The following is a 21,089-nucleotide window of genomic DNA, read 5'->3' on the forward strand; positions in this document are numbered from 1 at the left end:
ATTCTACCGACCACCTCACTTTACCTTTTTTTACAAAAACAGACATATAAACCAAAGGAACTAGTATTTGATTAAAAACTTTTATATAAATCGAAATAACAAGCATAAATGTGTAAAAACACCTATTAAAAACAAGGAAAACACGCTATTAAATAGTAATATTTTACCTTTTATTACCTATTTCCCCTTTCTTTAAGGATAATATTGACTCTTCCATTTTAGAAATATATTATTGTTATAAACTTATTAGTCTATATTATAAAATGACCTCCCTAGCATATTTCTAGCTTTTAATCGTTGTTTCCAGCTTTTTCTTGAGAGGGAACATTAGAAGTCCACCCTTTCTATTACCAGCCATTTTTTCCTTTTATTTTCAAATCCAACTGAAATGGGTGATTGTTTGAATTTCCTATCCCTCCGCTATTTCATAGAGGTTTCTAACCATCTTAGTTTCAGTGAGGCTTCCAAAACCCTGCATATATCCCAGCCCGGACTTAGCCAACAGATTTTATCCCTCGAAAAACAATTAGGCTTTAAATTATTGAATCGTACGACAAGAAAAATTACATTGACAGAAGAAGGGGAGTACATCTATAAAAAACTAGCTCCTTCCTTTGAAGATATTGAGAAAACAGTGAATTACATAGTTGAAAATAAAACCATCCCCAAGCCTAAACTGAAGATTGCTACTGTCCCCTCTGCAGCTAGCATATTTATCCCGAAGCTATTGAAAAAGATTGTGGGAGAATACCCGGAAACAGAATTTTACGTTCATGAAACAACATCCTCAAGGGCTGTAAAACTCGTAAACCAACAAAATTATCACATCGGTTTCATCCGAACGCCCATTCACAGTAACATCATCGCCAATGAAGGATTAAGCATGATTGAATTCATGAGGTTTCCTTTACAATTGGTCGTTTCCATTGACCATCCGCTAGCCCAAAAGGATGCTATACATTTATACGAAGCAAAAGACGAACCTTTTATCCATTATGATGCCGTGCAAGCACACTCCCTTCAATTCCTTTTGGAAAAGGCTTGTCTAACTGCTGGATTTTCACCTAAAGAATTATGTAAAGGCTCTGAATTACTGACTATCGCCAATCTAATATCCAATAACCTAGGCGTAGCACTCATGCCGGAAGATATGGTAAGTTTGTTGGGAAAAAGCAAAGTCAAAGCCTTGAACATCGATAACTCGGAATTATCAAGTTCCATATCTGCAGTTTGGAAAAAAACGGATGCATCAATGCTGACTACGCATATTTTGAAAACGTTAAAAAATGATCATGCTTTTAGCGATATATGAGATTCTTGGTTGGAAAAAGCTACGAAACGACTCTTAGTGAGAAAGGACCAATTTTCGTAAATTCAATAATAATGGTAAGCTCATCGACCTTCTGAATAATTCAAAAAAGAATAAAAAGTTATTTACGTTGGGTGAGGTTAAAAAAAAGCCCAATTTCTCGTTTATGACACTGAGAAATTGGGCTATATTATTTTGCCTCCTAAACTTCGCTAAGTACTATCCTTAAATGATAGCTTGTTGGCGCTGGGGCGGGACCCCGGTATTGAGTTTTAGGTTTCACTTAACGAATTAAAACGTTCAAATGTGCGAACCACCCATATTGGTAGTGACTAATTATATCAGTGCATGGCATGCTTTGACTTAAGAAAATATAAATACTCTATTCCCTCAGCGGTGATCTTAGTTCCTGCCCTTCCTCTTCCTTTGACGACAAATCCTTCGATTTCTAAAAAATCCAAGCGGCGTCGGATCTGCTGAGGGGACAAGACAAAGTCCGAATCTTGACTTTGACTCGAAATCAGCTCTCTGCTTGCCGCTTTTCCTTTATCGTTACATTGCTTGATTACTTCCAAGATGAAAGCGCGCTCCTGAATTTCCAGCATACTTTTACAGACGGGATAATCTGCCGTCACACTGTCTTCCGCATGCCCGTGCATGAACGGAAGATCACTTTTCGTCACGACATTCCCCTCACAAACCGTCAGCATGTAATCGATTGTGCTTTTAAGTTCCCGTATGTTGCCGGGCCATTCATATTGCATGAAATACTCCAAAACGTCGTGCTCTACTTTTACCCACTTCCCGCTTTTTGTGATGAGATGCTTTATCAAAAGTGGAATATCCGCTTTTCTCTCTTTGAGTGACGGTATGTAAAGATTGAGTACATTCAGCCGGTAAAACAAGTCTGTTCTGAATGAACCGTCCCGCATCTTATCATGAAGATTTTTATTCGTCGCGGTAATCACCCTAACATTAATAGGAATGATTCTTTTGCCCCCAATTCTACGGATTTCCCCCTCCTGAAGAACTCGAAGTAGATGGGATTGAACGGTGAGACTTATGTCACCAATTTCATCCAAAAAGATAGTCCCGTTATCCGCCATTTCAAACAGTCCTTTCTTGCCTCCCCTTTGTGCCCCTGTAAATGCCCCTTCTTCGTAGCCAAACAATTCACTTTCAAGTAACGTTTCTGTTAAAGCGCTACAGTTGACAGCCAGAAACGGCCCGTTCTTTCGCAATGAATGGTCATGAATAGCATGAGCAAACAATTCTTTCCCAGTTCCTGTCTCTCCCTGAATCAAAATCGGATGCTCCGACAGGGCAAGCTTCTTGGCAATCTGTTTACGCTCTTTCATTACTTCATCCTCGGCGATAATATCATCAAAGCAGTATTTTGTATAAAATCCTTTATTTCGCATTTCCCTTTGAGCGGTCTTTTCTATTTCAAAGGCTTGATGAACGCTTTTGAAGGTTGCGACGATTGTATTTTCTTTAATCATTTGTAACCGGAAAATTACGACATCCACGCCGTCTATATTGAAGAACTTGCTGTCATCATTACTTTCCATGATGAAATCGATAATATCCCGGCGATTCATTACATGCTCTAGATACTTATTAACCACATCTTGTGCATCAACATGGAACAAAGCCGCAAGCTGATTATTGAATACCGTTATCAGCCCTTCCTCGTTAACTACTAATATTCCGTCATCGACAGTCCCCAACACATTTTGGATATGATCGCTCATCTGCTTGGCATCACGCTCTGCATATAACAGCTTACGTTGTAATTCAATGATATTGCTAATATACCTTTCTGAAATCTTCGAAGATATATCCTTTTGTAAACCGCAGCATTCTACAACTTCCAGAATTGTTGTTATATCAAAAAGACGCACGCCTATATCGATTACTTCTTTTATGTAAGAGGGGCACAGATGTGTTTCTCCTGGTGAAACGGCTATTTGGACATTCTCATAAAATAAAATCCCCTTCCTGAAAGGGATAAATTGAACATGATCGATACCAAGCTGATATAAGGATTCAATAAGGTTTATAGTTGCATCATCATCATCATTCACCAAAAGAACTGCCGAACCCACTGGTATTCTTAATAGCTTGTCAATGTATTCATGATTAACAGTTCTCTTTCCCACAATTATTTTCTCGGCATTTACGCTATACAATCCCTTTTTCTTATCATAAGCGGCATCTGATGAATACAAGATAAGCCCATCTCCCAGAGATCGTGGTATTCCCTCATCGGCAGCATGGCTTTTGACATGAACATAGTCTCCCAGCAGTTGTTCCAGTTGCTCCTGCAAGGCTTCCTTTGTTTTTGAGCTTCCCGCTATAAGTGTAAGTGATGATTTTGACATAAAAACACCTACCTGTCTTTTAATTGGTACTATTATATCACCAAAAAGAACCAATAAAGACCTTAAACTTTAATCCAACCTTAAAGTTCCCATAAAAATCAATTACCCAATATTGGCACAGAATTTGCATGTATAAAAGCATTGAAGTACCTATGTACTTGAAAAGGAGGGAAACAGCAGAATAGGAAATAAACAGATGATAGTCGATAGGCCGGCAATATTTTGTAAGCGTATTACTTCCATGCACTTATTTTAAAAACAAAGGAGAGACACTTATGAGCCAAATAGAAGAGAAGGCTGTTTCGCTTGAAACAACGGGAAAAAAGGAGAGAAAAATCAATGTTTTTGTATTGCTGCTCTGCATTCTCGCAATAGCAACTCTATTCACTTACATTTTGCCGGCCGGGGAATATGCACGGATTGAAGCAGATGGACGGACAACTGTTGACGCCAGTTCTTTTAAATGGATAGAATCTGCACCGGTCGAATTTTTCGATATGATAAAAGCGATTCACACCGGAATGGTAGAAGCCGGAAATATTATCTTTTTCTTATTGATAATCGGAGGGTTTTTCGGTGTTTTACGAGCAACAGGGACGGTTGATGTGCTTATCGCCACAATGGCTCGGAAGTTGGCGACACGTGAAAAGCTATTGATTCCTGTCGTGATGCTGTTTTTTGCTGTAGGCGGCTCCTTAATGGGAATGGCGGAGGAAACACTAGCTTATCTTCCTCTTATCATTCCGCTGGCGTTGGCTCTCGGATTCGATACAATTACAGGAACCGCCATCGTCATTGTTGGGGCATTGTCAGGGTTCACGACTGCCATCATGAATCCATTCACAGTAGGACTTGCGCAAGGGATTGCTGAATTGCCGATGTTCTCAGGAATAGGGTTGCGTCTGATTTTATTTATTATCGTCTACCTTGTTTCCGTTCTTTATATCCATCGTTACGCAATGAAGGTAAAGAAAAATCCTTCCATCGGAATCTATGGAAAATATACAAAAGAAGAATCGAAAAAACTGCTGCAATCAAGTGTGAAGTTAACAGCAAGACATAAGTTCATCTTAGGCAGTTTCTTAATTAACTATATCGTCTTGGCGTTTGGAGTCATCAAGTTCCAATGGTACATGACAGAAATCGCTGCATTATTCATTATATTGACAATTGTCATTGGAATCATCGGAAAATTGTCTGCAGATCACATCGTCAGCTCCTTTACCAATGGATCTGCAGCCTTGCTCGGCGGCGCTTTGATAATCGGCGTATCACGTGCCATTCTTGTCGTATTGAATGAGGGACATATCGTCGACCCTATGCTGCATCAAATATCTGAAGCTATTCAGCATATTCCCTCCTATTTAAGTGTTGCCGGCATGTACAGCTTCCAAACTCTCATTCATTTTATTCTAGCTTCCGGCACCGGTCATGCGATGTTGACCATGCCAATTATGGTTCCGCTCGCAGACTTATTGGATATTACACGCCAAACTGCAGTGTTGTCTTTCTCTTTTGCGGACGGAATTGGAAATATGATTTTCCCGACCGCAACCACCTTGATGGCAGGCTTGGCAATCGCGGGCATACCATGGACGAAATGGGCGAAGTGGATTCTGCCGCTGGTACTCATTCAATATCTCATCGGATTGATAGCTGTCATCTCGGCTCACTTCATCGGTTATGGTCCATTCTGATATAAAACACGAATTAATAACAGGAGGAGAAACGCATTGCTTACTTTAATAAAAAATGGCGAGATATACTCACCTAATTACTTAGGACGGAAAGACGTTTTGATTACAGGCGATAAAATCGCATTCATAGATGACAGAATCGAGGTTCCTGAAAACTTTGCCCCTATTCAAATCATTGATGCGACCAATCTTTTGGTTGTTCCAGGTTTCATAGATTCACATGTTCATATTATTGGCGGAGGCGGCGAGGGCGGATTCAAAACCCGCACCCCCGAGCTGATGCTTACGGACATTACGACTTCAGGTATTACAACGCTTGTCGGCTTGCTTGGAACGGACGGGACTACGCGTAGAATGGAAAGCCTGCTTGCCAAGGCCCGTGCGCTTGAAGAAGAGGGTATTTCCTGTTTCATACATACAGGTTCCTACCAAGTGCCAGTAAAAACATTGACAGGAAAAATCGAAGATGACCTTATTTTTATCGACAAAATTATCGGTGTCGGGGAGATTGCCATCTCCGACCATAGATCATCAGAACCCACTTTTGAGGAATTGACAAAAATCGCCGCAGCGGCACGCAACGGCGGTATTCTGTCAGGAAAAGCAGGTATATTAGAAGTTCATGTAGGAGACGGAGATGGCGAGCTCTCGTTGTTACATGCAATTGCTGATAAAACCAACATCCCGATTCGGCAGCTCCATCCGACACATATCAACCGAAATGAAAAATTATTCAAGGCGGGAATTGATTACGCTAAGCGGGGCGGGTACGTAGACTTTACTACAAGCACCATACCTCAGTTTCTGGATGATGGCGAAGTGAAGTGCAGCATGGCCTTGCGCATTATGCTTGAAGAAGGGATTCCAGTCGGACACATCACCTTCTCTTCAGACGGGCAAGCAAGCCTTCCGTTTTTCAACACCCATGGGGAGTATGCAGGCCTGCAAGTAGGAAAAGTATCTTCACTATATCAGGAAGTGCGTGATTCTGTTTTAGAAGAAGGAATCCCCCTTGAAACGGCACTGAAGGTCATCACCACGAATCCCGCACAAGTGCTGAAACTTTCAAACAAGGGCAGTATCCAAACCGGGAAGGATGCTGATATCGTATTATTGCAAAAGGAAACTTTGGCAATCGCCACTGTAGTGGCAAGAGGACAAGTTATGGTAGAAAAGGGCATTCCGTTGATAAAAGGAACATTTGAATGAGTTAGACAGAATAGCCGTTATCGAATAATTTTCACGTCTCGGGTTGTTTAAGATTCCGTATTAGGGATCACCTGGAATAAATATTGTGAAGAATTGCTATAGAGGCGTTACTTTAAACAAACTAAAAAGTCGAATTCCTAGCTGTAAAGGATTTCGACTTTTATTTTTTTGCAGTCACATTAGCCTGTCCCCTTTGTTGAACTATCAACCTATTGCTTCATTAGGGAACAAAACCTGTTACGCCTCGAAACACTTTATTTTTAAGGGATTATAATCTACTTTACTTTTCATTTCCATTAAAATCAGGATAATCGAGACCCCCCTATCTCTCACAATTTACATTAGGGGTCTCTCCTATGTGCTTTTTAATTCATTTCTTCAGAAGACCTTGTTGCTAGATATATAGCTCAACCAAATAAGGAAGTACTATGCATCGGCTGAACTTTCGCCATAGGATCAATATAGGCTTTAGCATTATTAACTGCCGTAGGACCTTCACCAAATCCAGAAGCAATTAATTTAACCTTTCCATCATATGTACAAATATCCCCGGCTGCGTAAATGCCTGAAATATTTGTTTCTTGTTTGGAATTAACGATAATTGCATTTTTATTGATGTTTAGACCCCATTCTTTAATCGCACCAAGAGAAGAGACAAAGCCGTAGTTAATAATTAAATCATCTACGTCAACCACTTCTTTTTGTTGAGTCTTAGTGTGTTCTAAAACAATTTGATTAATCTGATCTGCTCCAACCAGTTCGGAGGGAATATAAGGTGTTTTGACTTCAACAGAGGAATTCAATAATTTTTCTACACTATGTTCATGCGCACGGAATTTATCTCTTCGGTGGATCAATGTTACCTTTTCAGCAATTGGCTCTAACATAAGGGCCCAATCAACAGCAGAATCTCCACCACCTAGAATCGCCACTTTTCTTCCTTTAAAGCGGTTCATATCATTCACGAAATAATGCAAATTCTTATTTTCGAACTGTGTTGAATCTTCCAATTCCAATTTACGAGGCTGAAAAGCTCCATTTCCAGCAGTAATGATCACTGATTTAGAGAAATGAGTATCGAGGTTTGTGGTGATCTTAAATGTTCCGTCTGCTTGCTTTTCCATCTGTTCAACTGCTTCTTCAAGACAAATTGTTGGTTCGAATACTTTCATTTGTTCTTTTAAATTCTCTATCAATTCCTGTGCCCTTACTTTTGGAAATCCAGCTATATCATAAATGAATTTTTCGGGATAAAGAGCCGAAAGCTGTCCTCCCAATTGAGGAAGACTTTCAAGGATTTTCACCTTCGCCTGCCTCATTCCCCCATAAAACGCCGTAAACAAGCCAACTGGGCCTCCGCCAATAATTGTTATGTCATAGACCTTCTTTTCTTCTGTCAATGTAATCACTCCTTGTACTTCTAGGTTGGTTGTTCCTACTGAACATAGATAAAGGGATAGAATTAATGATTATTCGAGTAATCCTTCCTTTTTCTCGTTCCAACAAATGATGGATAAAGACTGTTGAAAATCCACCATTTCTAAAACAGACTTCCAATTTCCTAATTAATAAAACTATATATCTATTATCAATAGTAATAAGGCCTTAATGCATGTATCTAGAAATATTATTCAAATTTATTAGGATTGCCATCAAATGACGCTTGAGCTACTTTAATGGATTCGGTTGGACATCCTTCTGAAGCATCCAGCATATCTTCCTCTAGTTCATCAGGTATGATCGCTGCCCCAACATTATCATCCAATATAACAAACGCAATACCTTCTTCATCGTAATCATAAATATCCGGAGCTGAAGCACCACAAGCTCCGCAAGCAATACATGTTTCTTTATCCACGATTGTATAGTTAGGCATTTTTACTATCCATTCCCTTCAATAATCTAAGCTTCTGTTTTATACAAGGCATTTCTAAATATGGTGTAGAAGCCTTAAGCAATTCCAATTTGTTTTTTTCTTACTCAATATCGTTCAAAAATTCCAAAATGCTCGAATTAAACTTTTCAGGATTTTCCTGGTAACACAAATGACCGCCTTCTGGAATTATCACTAGCCGGGAGTTTATTAGTTCTTCATGAATTGCTTCCGATTCCTTTATGGGAGTTACAGTATCCAACTCACCACAAATTACAAGAACAGGAACTTCTATATGAGATAACAATCTCATTTGATTTAGATGATAAAGTGAGTTGGCTACCGACCGATATCCTGCCGGTCTTATCTGTGTCATGATCTCTTTTACTCGCTTATAGACTTTTTCTGAAGCATGGGGAGATAGCAATGCTTTTATCCTCTTATCCGCTATCTCCTCAGTAGAAAGGTTTTCAATTGAAAATAATCGATTTTTCAATTTCGTCTCGTTCTCTTCTGGGGTAAGAGCAGCAGCCCCTCTTGTCGAGTCGGCTAATATAAGTTTATTAACCTTATTAGGGTACAGGCTACAGTACTCTATCGCAATTGCCGCTCCCATTGAATGGCCAAGTAGATAGATTTTTTCCAACTTTAGCTGATCTAGCATGCCGTTCAGAATACGTGCAAAATCTTTAAAATTTCTAAATTCTTCTGCTGGATCTGAACTTTTCCCATAACCCGGAGCATCCCATGCAATTACTGTATAATGCTCCTTTAATTCCTGGATTTGCTCATTCCATGACTGTGAATTATTACTCATACCATGTAATAATACTAAAGGTTCTCCATTACCTTCTATTTCATAATGAATACTTAAATCTTCTACTTTTACGTATGGCATAATATCAGTCCCTCCTTATTTATTTTGGCAATTCTTTGAACAATAGAGTTTAAGACTGCTGAACTTTTCAAGGCAAATCTCTAACTCTTAAAACACCTATTCTTGAAATATCTTTCTTAAAATAGCGAATGATTTACTACATTTATATTTCGCTTGGAAATAGCTTTCGTTTTGATCTGATAAAGAAAGTGCTTCCTTTCCTGAAGATAAGCAGGAAAATCCACTTCCGCTTCTGTCTTACAATTTAGCTAAAAACAGTATTTTAAAAACTTTGTCAGCCTAGCCAAGTCCTCGAACTGACAATCCGCCGTCGCTGGAAATGACTTCACCTGTGATCGCGCGTGATTCGTCAGAAGCTAACAGTACATACGCCGCAACGTGATCTTCCGGCATCTGGGCGAGTTGAAGAATATTCCGTTTTTTAATGCTGCTTGCTTTAGTATCATTATCGACGATTTTCACAAATGGACTCAGTGGTGGAATCACCGTGAGTGCTGTCAATGTACCCCCTGGTGCTACCGCATTTACCCGGATAGAAGGAGATAGTTCGAACGCAAGCTGGCGCATCAATCCAATTTGGGCGTGTTTGCTGGCTGTGTACCAAACACCGCCGCCATCTGGATAAAAACTTGCACCGGACACGGTAAAAATAATATTGCCATTTGTTTTTTTCAGTTCTTCAAGAGCGGCTTTCGCTCCGAAAAAAGAGCCTTTTACGTTAATATTGAGAAGAAAATCATACGCTTCGGAAAGCGCCTCAGGAGTCACATCGGCAAATTTGGCAAATCCATCGAACACGCCGGCATTCGCAACGAAAACATCTAACTTTCCGAATTGCTCAACAGTAGCTTGGACCGCTTGCTCATTGTCTTCGTATTTGCTTACATCTCCCTGATATGTAAGGATATTTTCACCAAATTCTTCTTTCATTTTCGCTAACGTGTCTTTAGAGCGGGCGATAATGCTTACTTTTGCCCCTTCTTGTATAAAACGGCGTGTGACAGCTTCTCCAATTCCAGAAGCTCCCCCTGTAATCAATACGACTTTATCTTTTAAGGCCATGCCCATTGTCTCCACCCCTTCTGTTATCTTTCAAACGTGATGAACGGTTATACAAAGATCTAGGTTCCAATCAAGTATACGGTCTTGTATGCTAGCATATATTTTTTCAAAATGACTACATGTTGTTTTTTATACAAAACAATGTTTTTTATATAAACAATTCTAAAATGTAATCGCTTTATTGTCAATGTTAGCTGTAAAAAAAACTGAAACTATCGTTCGGGAATACGTTACTTGTTCTATATCAATCTGTGGTTATCCTTACTCCTTTGTACTCGTCAATAAGTATTCAAAATTTTATTGTGGCTTCTCAGTAAGGTAGCACCCCTTCTTACTGAGAAACCCTTCTAAAAAACGTATTATATTAACTTTTTAGCGCTCTATAAAGTTACTTTGTTTCCTGTCATATTACTTAGGTGATATTCGGCAACTTCTTGTTTTATCATAAACAAGTACGCAACAAATCCAAGAGTGGCTGCTACAATCAGCATGGCAATGGAGGGACCAAAATCACCGCCAGATAAATCGCGGCTCCACCCCATAATATAGCTTGAAAATCCACCCATAATATTTGTGAATCCCATTAAACCGGCTGCGCGGCCCGCTGTTTCAGGTGTTGAAAATTTGATGATGAAGAAATTGGTTAGATGAAACATTCCTCCCTGAGTTCCCATAGCAAGCCCCATGGAAACGCCTGCAAAAATAGGATTTGGTGCAATGACAGCGATTGTCAAAAATACAGCTGTTAGTATGAAAAGAATCGTCGCAAGCAAACTCGGGCGCTTCGTTTTGTCCGCCAGAAATCCGCCAGCCAGGACAAATCCAAGCGCGAATAGCCACGATAATGAAGTAATACCAGTCATCGCTTCCCTTTCAAAGCCTTTGGCCTCAACGAGATATGTAGGAAGCCAAATACTGATTCCAAAGAAAAGAAAGGACGACATCAAATTGCCAAACCAGACAACCCAATAACGATAATCCTTTGCGAAGAATTGCTTAGACTGCACATCATCCGCTTCTTTTTGGCGAATATAGGAGACTTCTTCTTTACTCATGCGTGGATGTTCTTCTGGCGTATTACGAGTCAAAAACAGGAACATTGGAATATTTATAAACAAGTTAAAGGCGGCGAGAGCAAAGAACGCGGCCTGCCAATGAAATGTTGAAATGATTAGAATGAGCATAACGGTACCCACTGCCGGGCCAAGGTAGTTTCCAGTAATCCAGAATGACTGTGCCCTGCCAAGCTCTCGTTTATTAAACCAATTCGAAATGAATTTACCCGATATCGGGATCATCATACCTTCCCCAATTCCGAGGATGACTCTACTAATTAAAAACATTTCGTATGAAGTGGACAGCCCTCCCATGACCATTGTCGCTGTCCATACCAGTAAACCTAAAACTGCTGTTTTCCGTGCCCCTAACTTGTCGATAATAACTCCCCAAAAAATGTTGGAACAGGAGTATGAAATCATGAATATAAAGGAGATCAAGCCAATTTTCGCATTTTTATCCGGGCCAGTTAAACCAAGATCACTTAAAAATCCCGGATCGGTTTGGATAACAGAGATACCTACTTTATCAATCTGACCGAAAAACCAGAAGAAAAAAATAGGAATCGCAATGTACAACCATCTTTTTTGACCTTGTAACATGTTATTTCCCCCTTATAATAGGCTCTTTGAATGCGCTTTCATGATTTTCGATAAAGAAAATGTCTATCATACTATCAAACTTCACCAGCTCCTCCTTTCAAAAGATGACAGTAACTCTTGTTTTATATAAAAAACAATGTTACCGATATTTAATGTTATATTGAATTTTCATAATAGTCAATAATATTTAGATTAATATTTTTCCAACAGGAAAAAGTAGTTTTATATAAAAAACAAAACAAGGTATAGTTTCGATAAAAAAACGAAACTATACCTTCTCTTCATTGACTTTCCCTGTATCACATAAAACCGGATAACGTTTCTGCAAATTCTCGAGCCTTAGGTAATGCAACTCAATAATTATTTTTGAAACTTCATTAACCGAAGCGAGAAAATGTCCATCATGCAAAAAAACTGGAGATGCTACGGACTGAGATTTACGAGGTCCAGAGTCCGTTCAAGTAAAAGGTTTTAACCGGGGACAGGATGGCGGTTTCTCCATAGGAGATAACCATGTATCCCGGTCCAACATCCCAACTTATGTTGCGGCTTGAACCGCAATTCCACAATCCCTGCGATAGGTAACCCCAAAATCGAAGAATGATTCTTCACTATATCCGCTCATTCATTGTCTTTCTTTTATAACTATTCTTTATAAATATATAAAAATTAACTATTTTTATTATTTATCACTCAATGTTAGCCTTTTGTTATACGACATTTGAAAGGATGAGAGATGAATGACTATACAATATTCTCAGTTCACAGTATTCGGATTGGGTCCCATCGGAATTGAAATTCTACGCAGTGCTTACCAAACCAATCCACAATCGATTATCGGTGTTGTCGATATTGATCCCGATAAGGTAGGAAAGGATATTGGCTCTTTAATCAATGAAAAGGAAACGAACAAGTGTGTAGTCTCCCATATACAGGAAGTAAATACTGAAGCTGACCACCCTATCGCATTACATGCAACCGGTTCCAACGCACAACAAGTTTGGCCCCAGATCAAAGAGCTTCTAGATCACGGCTTTTCAGTGGTTTCCACCTGTGAACAGCTTTCCTTCCCTTGGCATCGCTACCCTGTACTTGCAAAGGAAATAGATGATTATGCTAAAGCAAAAGGGCTTAGTGTCATTGGGACCGGAATCAATCCAGGTTACATCATGGATACTATGGCCATTTCTTTTACAACAGTATTGACCACGGTTAACCAAATCAAGGTCAATCGTAAAGTTGATGTTTCGAAAAGGCGCCTCCCCTTACAAAAAAAGGTCGGAATCGGGATGACCAGAGAAGAGTTTGAATTTTTAGCTGAACGGAATAAAATTGGGCATGTAGGTCTTGAGGAGTCTGTTAGGTTAATCGCTTATGGGCTGAATTGGGAACTTTCAAGTGTTATCAATACCATTGAACCAACGATTGCAAGCGAAAATATGACCGTTCCGCTAACTACTATAAAACCAGGGGATGTTAATGGGCTACATCAAATCTCCACGGGCATGACCGTGGACGGAAAAGAAATTTCCTTGGATTTAACGATGTCTGCAGGAATTAAACAAGAAGATGAAATCGTTATTGATGGGAACGAAACCCAAAGGTTGATTGTTCCCAACGGAATTTTTGGAGATACCGCAACCGCTGCGATGATTATCAATACCGCTAAGCAAATTGATGCCCTCCGTAAACCAGGTTTACTTACAATGGCTGACATCGGGGTGCCGAGAAATATAAATCAATCTGACTTTGTGCATATTTAATGGCTAACCAACAATCTTGCGTATAAGTCTTACTGTATTAGAAAGGGTGAACCGCGAATGGTTCACCTTTTCGTCCTGGCCAGATAGTATTGCATGCCAACATGACAAAAAACCACCATAAGCGGTGGCTCTGTTTCTTACATATAGAATCCACTATCTTATGTAAGTTATCTTATTTCAGGAAAATATATTCCGAAAATGACGTGATTTTTCCATTTTCATTAATATGTTTGAGAACCCAGTTTCACGGAAATGGCCTTGGCGGCTTTCGTTACTTTGTCAATCAATTCAGGCAAGCGCTCTTCCTGAAATCTTGCTTCAATCCCAGCTACACTAATACCAGCTACTATTTGACCTTTACCATTAAGTATCGGTGCACTCACCGCTTTTGTATAATCCTCAAGTTCTGATGAAGTTATCGTGTAACCATCCCCTCTCGCTTCATCCAAAGCATGACGGAGTTTAGTTTTATCCGTTATCGTTCCAATGGCGATTGGTTTTAATTGAACGCTTCCTAAATAATTTTCCCGCTCTTCTTCCGGCAAATACGCTAGGATGATTCGAGAATCTCCAGCGTACAATGGCGAACGTCTACCAATGGATGTATAAAGGCGAACAGGATGCAGGGTGTCCACCTTTTCAATATACATCGCTTCATCCTTATCCCTCACAATTAAATTCACTGCTTCTTCAACATCATCCCGAAGGTCTTTCATGATGGGATAGGCGATTGACCTGATATCCAAACGCTCCCCTACCAGTTGGCCAAACTGAAGGAATATCAGTCCAAGTGAATAATGGCCATCATCGTCCCTTGTTAAAAACCCCATTTCCTCCAATGATCCCACCATACGGTGTAACGACGTTTTCGGCAAATTGGAAAGTTCCATCATTTCATTAAAAGTCAGTTTCGGATGATTTAAGAAAAGGGTTAGGATTTGCATGGATTTCACGACCGTTTTGTTATGTCCCTGCATACATTGTCTCCTTTCATGATACATGTTTTCCTTAACTATCATTCTATTATAAAACATGAAAGAAAGGATGTAATATAACTGTTTCCATATGTTGTTTTTTGAATATGCTCTGACCCTGTATTCTCATTTGATTTTCCGACTTGACTTTCATTCTGATCGAATCATTAGATTTTGCTTTTTCCCTGTATTGCAAATTGGAATTACCAATGGGTTATTGGCTAATCAAGCTCATAGTAAGAGCCTGAATTGGGAAATGCTGAAGCGTTAGCGAATTAAGTTGCATGAGAATTACAAAAATCCATTCACCATAGGCATTTTCAAAATTACTTTTGTACCTTTCCCTTCACTAGATTGAAGGATAAGGTTTCCACCGGAAGCTCTGGCTCTTTCCTCCATACTGAATAAGCCTACTCCACGGGTAACTTTTTCTATATCAAAGCCCTTTCCTTTATCTTCTATTTCCACTCGAACTTCTTTCTCTATTTCCCAGATCGTCACTGTAGCTTCTTCGGTTTGAGCATATTTCCGAATATTTGTTAATGCTTCTTGGATAATACGGTAAATAGTAATTTCTTTGTTTGTATTTAGACGGCAATTCAAATAGCATTTAAAATGGACCTTGATATGGTGATGTTCTGAAAATTGCACCAATAAAGAGCGAATGGCAGGGAACAGACCAAGATCATCAAGTACCGATGGCCTTAATTCCCATGATAGTTGCCGGAGTGCTTCGATAATTTCGGTCGCTTCATCCTGCATCTGATTTAACAGGGGATGATCCATTTCTGTCTGCAGCCTGTTAATCGTTATAAGGTGGCTGTATAAGTTTTGTCCGATATCATCATGAAGCTCTCGGGAAATGCGTTTTCTTTCTTCTTCCTGCACATCAATGATTTTCCCCGTCATTTTCTGAATCTTTTCTTCCGCAAGCTTGCGCTGGGTCACTTCATAACGAATCGCTAAATATTGGTAAGGTTTATTGTACTCATCAAGAAAAGGGACTATTGTCGTATCCACCCAATAATAAGTACTATCCTTGGTCTTATTTTTAATCTCTCCTTTCCATACTTCCCCTGCTGAAATTGTTTTCCAAAGACTGCTGAAAAACTCTCTTGAATGAAATCCCGAGTTAATAATTCGATGATCCTGTCCAATCAACTCTTCTTTTGAAAACTTTGAAATCCGGCAAAATTGATCATTGACATATTTGATGGTCCCTCTATGATCGGTTATTGCTATAATTGAGGAAGCATCCAAAGCAAATTGAAAATCGGTCATTTTATTTACGGATTTTCCTAATTCCTCTACAACTCGTTTATATTCGGTAATTTCCTTCCGAACTGCCAGGTATTTATAGGGGTTCCCTTTTTCATTTAAGAATGGGACAATTGTGGTATCCACCCAATAATAGGTTCCATCCTTCGCTTTGTTCTTAATTTCACCCCGCCATACACTTCCTGATGAAATTGTTCGCCAAAGTTCTTGCATAAATCCCTTTGAATGATAACCTGAATTGATAATTCGGTGGTCCTTCCCAATAAGCTCTGCTTCTGAATATTGTGATACCTCACAAAATTTCTTATTAACAGATTTTATCTTGCCTTTTTCATCTGTAAAAGCGACAATCGTAGATTCATCGAGTGCGTACATTAAATCAACCAGCTCATTTATGGGATAGGATAGCTGTTGATTAAGCCTTGATTGGTCTTTCACTTTATGGAACACAACTAAGTAATAGACCTCTTTTTCAAGCGAAAAAGCATTCACCCTGAAAAAAAGTGAAAAAGCATGACCATCCCTGTGGATTCCGAACTGGTGGATAATTTCCCCTTCACCACTGGCCTGAAGATTTGCTCCTGGCATAAGATTCAAAAGCTTTTCTCCTATTAATTCATGATTTAAATAACCAAAACTTTCACATACCTGTTGATTCGCAAAAGAGATGACGCCAGATTCATTGACGAGAATTGTCGCATCGCTGGACCCAGAAGAAATCTCTTTTTCCATTTTTAAATGATTATTCCAGTCCATACATAGTCCTCCTGTTGCCCTTAAATTGAGTTATTTAATTCCTTTTCCAATTTTTTCGCTGCATCAAGGATCGTATGTTGGTCACTTTCAGAAATAGGCTGATTTGTTCTATTACCTACTAATAATACTCCTTTGAGAACACCTTTTAATTGAATTGGAACTGCGAAAGCGTAGCTGAGATTTTCCGCGAGCATGATAGGATATTCTAGTGCTTTGCCAAGGATATTATTAGGAAAATCTTCAATTTTCATCGACCTGCCTGTTGATATGACCTTACCTGCAATCCCTTTTCCATATCGAACAGTTATTCTTTTGTATTTATCATTTCTGTTCCCAGCGGCATAATGCCAGCTTACGTCTGGTCCGTTGCTGTTTTGTAAAGCAAGGCCAACAAAATCACAGTTCAATTCTTCTAGTACTTGTTCACACGCTTGTTTATATGGATGATCTTTTCTCGATTTATTGCACCCGTTAAATTCCATACCCTAATAACCCCTTTTTTAAAGCAAATGCAACAAGTTCAGGTCTTGTTTTCATCTGAAGCTTCTCCATTAGGTTTCCTTTATGGGTTTCAACCGTTTTCACGCTTATGACAAGCTGTCCGGCAATTTCTTTATTGGAAAATCCTTTCGCAATCAATGTCAGTACCTCTTTTTCACGGTCCGAAAGAAGATTAAAAGTATCAGGGATCCCCTGCTTCACACTACCTATGTATACTTCCATTAACCTTTTTGTTGCAGATGGATGAAGGTAAGCATTTCCGGTCGATACAGAGCGAATAGCTACCAATAACTCTTCATGCGGTGCACTTTTTAAAATACAACCTGAAGCCCCAGCTTGAATAGCTCTGAACAAATATTCTTCATCATCATGCATAGTAAGTATTAATATGGCTACTTCTGGCATTAGTTTTTTCAGTTCTGAAGTTGCTGATAAACCATCTTTCCCATGAGGCATGCTTAAATCCATGACTACCACATTAGGCTGAAGTTCTAGTGCTTGCTGTATTCCTTCGTTCCCCTCGGAAGCCTCCCCTATCACTTCCATATCAGCATGATTATTTAATAGCATCTTTAAGCCCATTCTTACAACGGCGTGATCATCGCAAAGCAAAATTTTTATCAAAGCTGCTCCCCCTTAGCTTTGTTTGTATATGTATTATTATAAATAAATATGAAACAACAACGGGGATTGCTCAATTAGCAAACCCCTTGTTTAGTCCATTTTAATATAATGGAAGAGAAATCTCTATAGAGGTCCCCTCATCGATTTTTGAATATATGATACATTTTCCGCCAATCAAATGCATTCTTTCACTCATGGCAGCAAGTCCGCTCAACTTATTCATAGCGGTTTCAACCTCAAAACCTTTCCCTGAATCTTTAATCATAATCAATAACCTGCTTTTTTTCCATTTGAATATTATACTTGCCTTCGTTGTATCAGCATACCTTGCTATATTCACCAATGCTTCTTGGCAGACTCTGAAAAGTGTAATGCTATCTCTATCTGAAATTTGCGATTCAACACCTAGATTCTCTACCCCAACTTCAATGCCATATGTTGAAGTGTATAAATTTATATAACTTTTCATTGCAGAAACCAGCCCCAAAGTTGTAAGGCTAGGAGGATGCAATTCTAAAGCCAAGAGCCTGATTTCTTGAATTGTCTTTTCCAATAGCTGGTTCATATCACCTGCATAGCTTTTCATGGCAGGCTGTTCGATTGCCTTTTCAATGAGCTGCATACCTGTAAAAAGACTGTAGAGGGACTGTCCCACGCCTTCATGAAGCTCCATTGCAATTCGTTTAATCTCTTCTTCATGAGTTTGAATAATATAAGAACTAATGTTTTTTTTGAGTGGCTGAGTATTCATTCCCACCCTCCTTACTCGTTTTTCGCAAATTATCGGTCAGCCCGACTAAATACGCCACGCCCTCCCAAAAGTTACGCTTTCGGTCGAGCGATGTAAAAGCTGACGTAGATTTTTTTGTCCAGTGGGAAAGTAAGCACTAGTACTTCTTGTACGTAGAAAACTCCGCTTCAAGACTGGGAATTCAATGATTTACTGCCCATAGTTTTTTATGCTTTTTTCACTTTATGACTTGAAATGTCACTAAACATTCCGGCATATTGAACAACATCCCCAGCATCATTTTTTATTGCACTAATTGTCAGCCATTGTAGATATTGTTGTCCATCCTTTCGGCTATTCAAGATTTCACCTTGCCAGAAACCATTTTCTTCAATAGATTTCCACATATCCTCATAAAAAGTCTGAGGCTGTTTACCTGACTTAAGTATACTAGGATTCTTTCCAATTACTTCATTTTCCTGATAGCCAGTAATCCTTGTAAACGAAGGGTTTACTGAAATGATTTTACCACTGGTATCGGTGATCAAAATGCCTTCTATTGTATTGTAAATCACTTCGTTGGCAAGCCCCATTTTACCTTGGAAATACATCCAGACTACTAAAATCAAACTTGCAAGGGCAACTTCTGACAATGCCATGAACCCGATTGCATAATGGCCTGTGATATTGAATAACAAGGATAGAATTAACGGCGGGAAAAATCCTCCCATACCTCCCATTGCGGACACAATTCCATTCACAATACCGGCCTGCTTTTGGAAATACATGGGCACAAGCTTAAAAATAACACCATTTCCTATTCCAGCGCAGAGAGCAATACTTAAACAGCCAAATGTGTACCAGCCAATTGTTGGAGCAAAGGATAGGACCATTGCTGAAATCGTATAAATTCCAAAAACAAACATGAGCAGAATAAGAGAATGGAAGCGGTCGGCAAGCCACCCGCCAATAGGTCTCATAAGAGTAGCAAGAACAATAAAGCCTGCTGTCCTTACACCTGCATCAACTTTATCTAATCCAAAGTTCGCTACAAGAAAGTTTGGCAGATAAATAGTAAATGCAACAAAAGAACCGAATGTTATAAAGTAAAATAAGCTTAGAAGCCATAGTTTTTCATTTTTGTAGACACCCTTAATTTGTTCTAAAAGCGGTGTCTTTACTCTCAGTTCCTTTTTATCCCCTAATAGGAAGTTACCTGCGATAAATACTGCCAAAATCACAAGATAAAGCTGTACGGTTGTTGACCAGCCAAACTTCGTAGCTACAACAGGTGCTGCAAATGCTGATATAGCCGTTCCGAGGTTTCCTGCACCGTAAATTCCGTTTATAAAGCCATGGCGTTCCTTAGGATAGTACTTCGGTAAAGAGGTTACTCCAACAGAGAATACGGCTCCCCCAATACCAAGAAATAGCCCTCCAATCAACAAATCAGCAAGAGAATCCGCAATACTGATATAATAAACAGGGAATAACAGCGATATAAAGCTAATCAGGAAAATTTTCCTGGCCCCGAACTGATTGGCGTAAAAGCCAAGGGGAATGCGAAGAATAGATCCTAAAATAACTGGAACAGCTGTTACCAGTGCAAGCTGACCATCCGGTATTGCGATATCTTCTTTAATAAAAGGCAGCAGGGACGAAATTAATACCCACACCATAAATCCGACAACGAGGTTTAAGGTTTGTAATGGAAGCTGAATTTTTCTAAACATCCTGACCACTCTCTCTTCTAATTACATATTGTAATCTCGCATTTTCGTCAAAAGCTGACCACTCATTTTCATTTTTAGTCACATTGGATATCAACGGGACAGCGAAAAAATTAATGTCGTCAAAGTAAATACGCAGATGTGTTATATCAGGACAAAGCTCCACCTTAACAATCGTTTTAGAAACGAAAGGAGCTTTACCCTGGACATCATCATCTAAGATGGCTACACTTGCTTTTTCCGATATTAATGGTTGTATATCTTCTATTTTAATGTGTTCCACAGGTATTGCATCCTCTCTTTGCCGTGTAAACATTCATTTGAAAACCCTGCAAATATTCCCAGAATGTATCTTCTGCATGATTCTCGATAAATTCAATTGTTTCCACTACAGACTCCCAATTGCTCATTCCCTTTACTTCGGCAACTACAATATCGGCCCCATCTATTGACTTTTCATCTAAATACCAGTTAAGACGGACATCTTTAAAAAGGTCTGAAAGGAGCTTATCGATTTCAGCAGCAAAATTTCCAGATGCTTCTTTTACAAAACAAAAATCAAAGTATGTTTCACTGTTCATTTGATTCACGCCTTTTCGTTTTTCGTTTTTTTATAAGTAAATAACGCTAAGGGAAACACCAC

Annotated in this window: 18 protein-coding genes; 4 read left to right on the top strand and 14 right to left on the bottom strand. The window is 39.2% G+C overall.

Translation table 11 applies throughout. From position 1 onward, the window contains the following. The first annotated feature begins 400 nt into the window (after positions 1–400). On the top strand, positions 401–1,312 hold the full coding sequence (locus BS1321_RS01085) for a LysR family transcriptional regulator (protein WP_063233487.1): 912 nt from the start codon (positions 401–403) through the stop codon (positions 1,310–1,312). Positions 1,313–1,650: 338 nt separating this feature from the next. Here the strand turns inward: BS1321_RS01085 and BS1321_RS01090 are convergent, their stop codons facing one another. Continuing rightward, the gene (locus BS1321_RS01090; RefSeq protein WP_063233486.1) at positions 1,651–3,693 is read right to left on the bottom strand and encodes a sigma-54 interaction domain-containing protein; all 2,043 of its coding nucleotides are present in this window, start codon (positions 3,691–3,693) and stop codon (positions 1,651–1,653) included. Positions 3,694–3,968: 275 nt separating this feature from the next. Between BS1321_RS01090 and BS1321_RS01095 the strand changes: the two genes are divergently transcribed. Both BS1321_RS01095 and iadA read left to right on the top strand, forming a co-directional pair. Further along, positions 3,969–5,390: a YfcC family protein gene (locus tag BS1321_RS01095; RefSeq protein ID WP_063233485.1), complete on the top strand. Its 1,422-nt coding sequence runs from the start codon at positions 3,969–3,971 to the stop codon at positions 5,388–5,390. A 36-nt stretch (positions 5,391–5,426) separates the two neighbouring features. Further along, positions 5,427–6,599 (top strand): beta-aspartyl-peptidase, encoded by a 1,173-nt coding sequence (gene iadA, locus BS1321_RS01100; RefSeq protein WP_063233484.1) that lies wholly within the window; start codon positions 5,427–5,429, stop codon positions 6,597–6,599. 407 nt (positions 6,600–7,006) lie between these two features. On the opposite strand, the gene BS1321_RS01105 is transcribed toward iadA, so the two are convergent. The 5 genes from BS1321_RS01105 to BS1321_RS01125 all read right to left on the bottom strand — a co-directional run bounded on the left by BS1321_RS01105 (position 7,007) and on the right by BS1321_RS01125 (position 12,090). After that, positions 7,007–7,999, bottom strand: coding sequence for an NAD(P)/FAD-dependent oxidoreductase (locus BS1321_RS01105; protein ID WP_063233483.1), 993 nt, complete (start codon positions 7,997–7,999; stop codon positions 7,007–7,009). 227 nt (positions 8,000–8,226) lie between these two features. After that, positions 8,227–8,475: a ferredoxin gene (locus BS1321_RS01110; protein WP_063233482.1), complete on the bottom strand. Its 249-nt coding sequence runs from the start codon at positions 8,473–8,475 to the stop codon at positions 8,227–8,229. A gap of 100 nt (positions 8,476–8,575) precedes the next feature. Further along, entirely contained in the window at positions 8,576–9,370 is a 795-nt protein-coding gene (locus BS1321_RS01115) for an alpha/beta fold hydrolase (protein ID WP_063233481.1), read from the bottom strand. Between the two features lie 279 nt (positions 9,371–9,649). Then, positions 9,650–10,438, bottom strand: coding sequence for an SDR family NAD(P)-dependent oxidoreductase (locus BS1321_RS01120; RefSeq protein WP_230162656.1), 789 nt, complete (start codon positions 10,436–10,438; stop codon positions 9,650–9,652). Between the two features lie 374 nt (positions 10,439–10,812). Continuing rightward, positions 10,813–12,090: an MFS transporter gene (locus BS1321_RS01125; protein ID WP_063233480.1), complete on the bottom strand. Its 1,278-nt coding sequence runs from the start codon at positions 12,088–12,090 to the stop codon at positions 10,813–10,815. A gap of 740 nt (positions 12,091–12,830) precedes the next feature. Between BS1321_RS01125 and BS1321_RS01130 the strand changes: the two genes are divergently transcribed. After that, entirely contained in the window at positions 12,831–13,853 is a 1,023-nt protein-coding gene (locus BS1321_RS01130) for an NAD(P)H-dependent amine dehydrogenase family protein (RefSeq protein WP_063233479.1), read from the top strand. 221 nt (positions 13,854–14,074) lie between these two features. Here the strand turns inward: BS1321_RS01130 and BS1321_RS01135 are convergent, their stop codons facing one another. The 8 genes from BS1321_RS01135 to BS1321_RS01170 form a co-directional block, all read right to left on the bottom strand. Continuing rightward, positions 14,075–14,830: an IclR family transcriptional regulator gene (locus BS1321_RS01135; RefSeq protein WP_063233478.1), complete on the bottom strand. Its 756-nt coding sequence runs from the start codon at positions 14,828–14,830 to the stop codon at positions 14,075–14,077. Between the two features lie 288 nt (positions 14,831–15,118). After that, positions 15,119–16,861 carry a sensor histidine kinase gene (locus BS1321_RS01140; protein ID WP_063233477.1) on the bottom strand — a complete coding sequence of 581 codons (1,743 nt, stop codon included), beginning with the start codon at positions 16,859–16,861 and terminating at the stop codon, positions 15,119–15,121. A gap of 20 nt (positions 16,862–16,881) precedes the next feature. Continuing rightward, positions 16,882–17,343 carry a GAF domain-containing protein gene (locus tag BS1321_RS01145; protein WP_063233476.1) on the bottom strand — a complete coding sequence of 154 codons (462 nt, stop codon included), beginning with the start codon at positions 17,341–17,343 and terminating at the stop codon, positions 16,882–16,884. Beyond that, the gene (locus BS1321_RS01150) at positions 17,333–17,986 is read right to left on the bottom strand and encodes a response regulator (protein WP_063233475.1); all 654 of its coding nucleotides are present in this window, start codon (positions 17,984–17,986) and stop codon (positions 17,333–17,335) included. Before BS1321_RS01150 ends, BS1321_RS01145 begins: the two co-directional genes overlap by 11 nt. A 100-nt stretch (positions 17,987–18,086) precedes the next feature. Continuing rightward, the gene (locus BS1321_RS01155; RefSeq protein WP_063233474.1) at positions 18,087–18,737 is read right to left on the bottom strand and encodes a sensor histidine kinase; all 651 of its coding nucleotides are present in this window, start codon (positions 18,735–18,737) and stop codon (positions 18,087–18,089) included. A gap of 206 nt (positions 18,738–18,943) precedes the next feature. Further along, positions 18,944–20,449 carry a nitrate/nitrite transporter gene (locus BS1321_RS01160; protein ID WP_063233473.1) on the bottom strand — a complete coding sequence of 502 codons (1,506 nt, stop codon included), beginning with the start codon at positions 20,447–20,449 and terminating at the stop codon, positions 18,944–18,946. After that, positions 20,442–20,729 carry a hypothetical protein gene (locus BS1321_RS01165; RefSeq protein ID WP_063233472.1) on the bottom strand — a complete coding sequence of 96 codons (288 nt, stop codon included), beginning with the start codon at positions 20,727–20,729 and terminating at the stop codon, positions 20,442–20,444. Before BS1321_RS01165 ends, BS1321_RS01160 begins: the two co-directional genes overlap by 8 nt. Then, a complete protein-coding gene (locus BS1321_RS01170; protein ID WP_063233471.1) occupies positions 20,716–21,027 on the bottom strand; it encodes a hypothetical protein in 312 nt (103 codons plus the stop codon). The genes BS1321_RS01165 and BS1321_RS01170 overlap by 14 nt, the downstream gene beginning before the upstream one ends. Positions 21,028–21,089: the final 62 nt, after the last annotated feature.

This window comes from Peribacillus simplex NBRC 15720 = DSM 1321 (assembly GCF_002243645.1).
GTDB classification, from domain to species: Bacteria; Bacillota; Bacilli; order Bacillales; family DSM-1321; genus Peribacillus; species Peribacillus simplex.

Excerpts from the sequence above, each read along its gene's own strand:
- BS1321_RS01145 (WP_063233476.1), bottom strand. The coding sequence starts at position 17,343 with ATGGAATTTAACGGGTGCAATAAATCGAGAAAAGATCATCCATATAAA.
- BS1321_RS01155 (WP_063233474.1), bottom strand. The coding sequence starts at position 18,737 with ATGAATACTCAGCCACTCAAAAAAAACATTAGTTCTTATATTATTCAA.
- BS1321_RS01090 (WP_063233486.1), bottom strand. The coding sequence starts at position 3,693 with ATGTCAAAATCATCACTTACACTTATAGCGGGAAGCTCAAAAACAAAG.
- BS1321_RS01160 (WP_063233473.1), bottom strand. The coding sequence starts at position 20,449 with ATGTTTAGAAAAATTCAGCTTCCATTACAAACCTTAAACCTCGTTGTC.
- BS1321_RS01135 (WP_063233478.1), bottom strand. The coding sequence starts at position 14,830 with ATGCAGGGACATAACAAAACGGTCGTGAAATCCATGCAAATCCTAACC.
- BS1321_RS01125 (WP_063233480.1), bottom strand. The coding sequence starts at position 12,090 with ATGTTACAAGGTCAAAAAAGATGGTTGTACATTGCGATTCCTATTTTT.
- BS1321_RS01115 (WP_063233481.1), bottom strand. The coding sequence starts at position 9,370 with ATGCCATACGTAAAAGTAGAAGATTTAAGTATTCATTATGAAATAGAA.
- BS1321_RS01095 (WP_063233485.1), top strand. The coding sequence starts at position 3,969 with ATGAGCCAAATAGAAGAGAAGGCTGTTTCGCTTGAAACAACGGGAAAA.
- BS1321_RS01110 (WP_063233482.1), bottom strand. The coding sequence starts at position 8,475 with ATGCCTAACTATACAATCGTGGATAAAGAAACATGTATTGCTTGCGGA.
- BS1321_RS01140 (WP_063233477.1), bottom strand. The coding sequence starts at position 16,861 with ATGGACTGGAATAATCATTTAAAAATGGAAAAAGAGATTTCTTCTGGG.
- BS1321_RS01130 (WP_063233479.1), top strand. The coding sequence starts at position 12,831 with ATGACTATACAATATTCTCAGTTCACAGTATTCGGATTGGGTCCCATC.
- BS1321_RS01170 (WP_063233471.1), bottom strand. The coding sequence starts at position 21,027 with ATGAACAGTGAAACATACTTTGATTTTTGTTTTGTAAAAGAAGCATCT.
- BS1321_RS01120 (WP_230162656.1), bottom strand. The coding sequence starts at position 10,438 with ATGGGCATGGCCTTAAAAGATAAAGTCGTATTGATTACAGGGGGAGCT.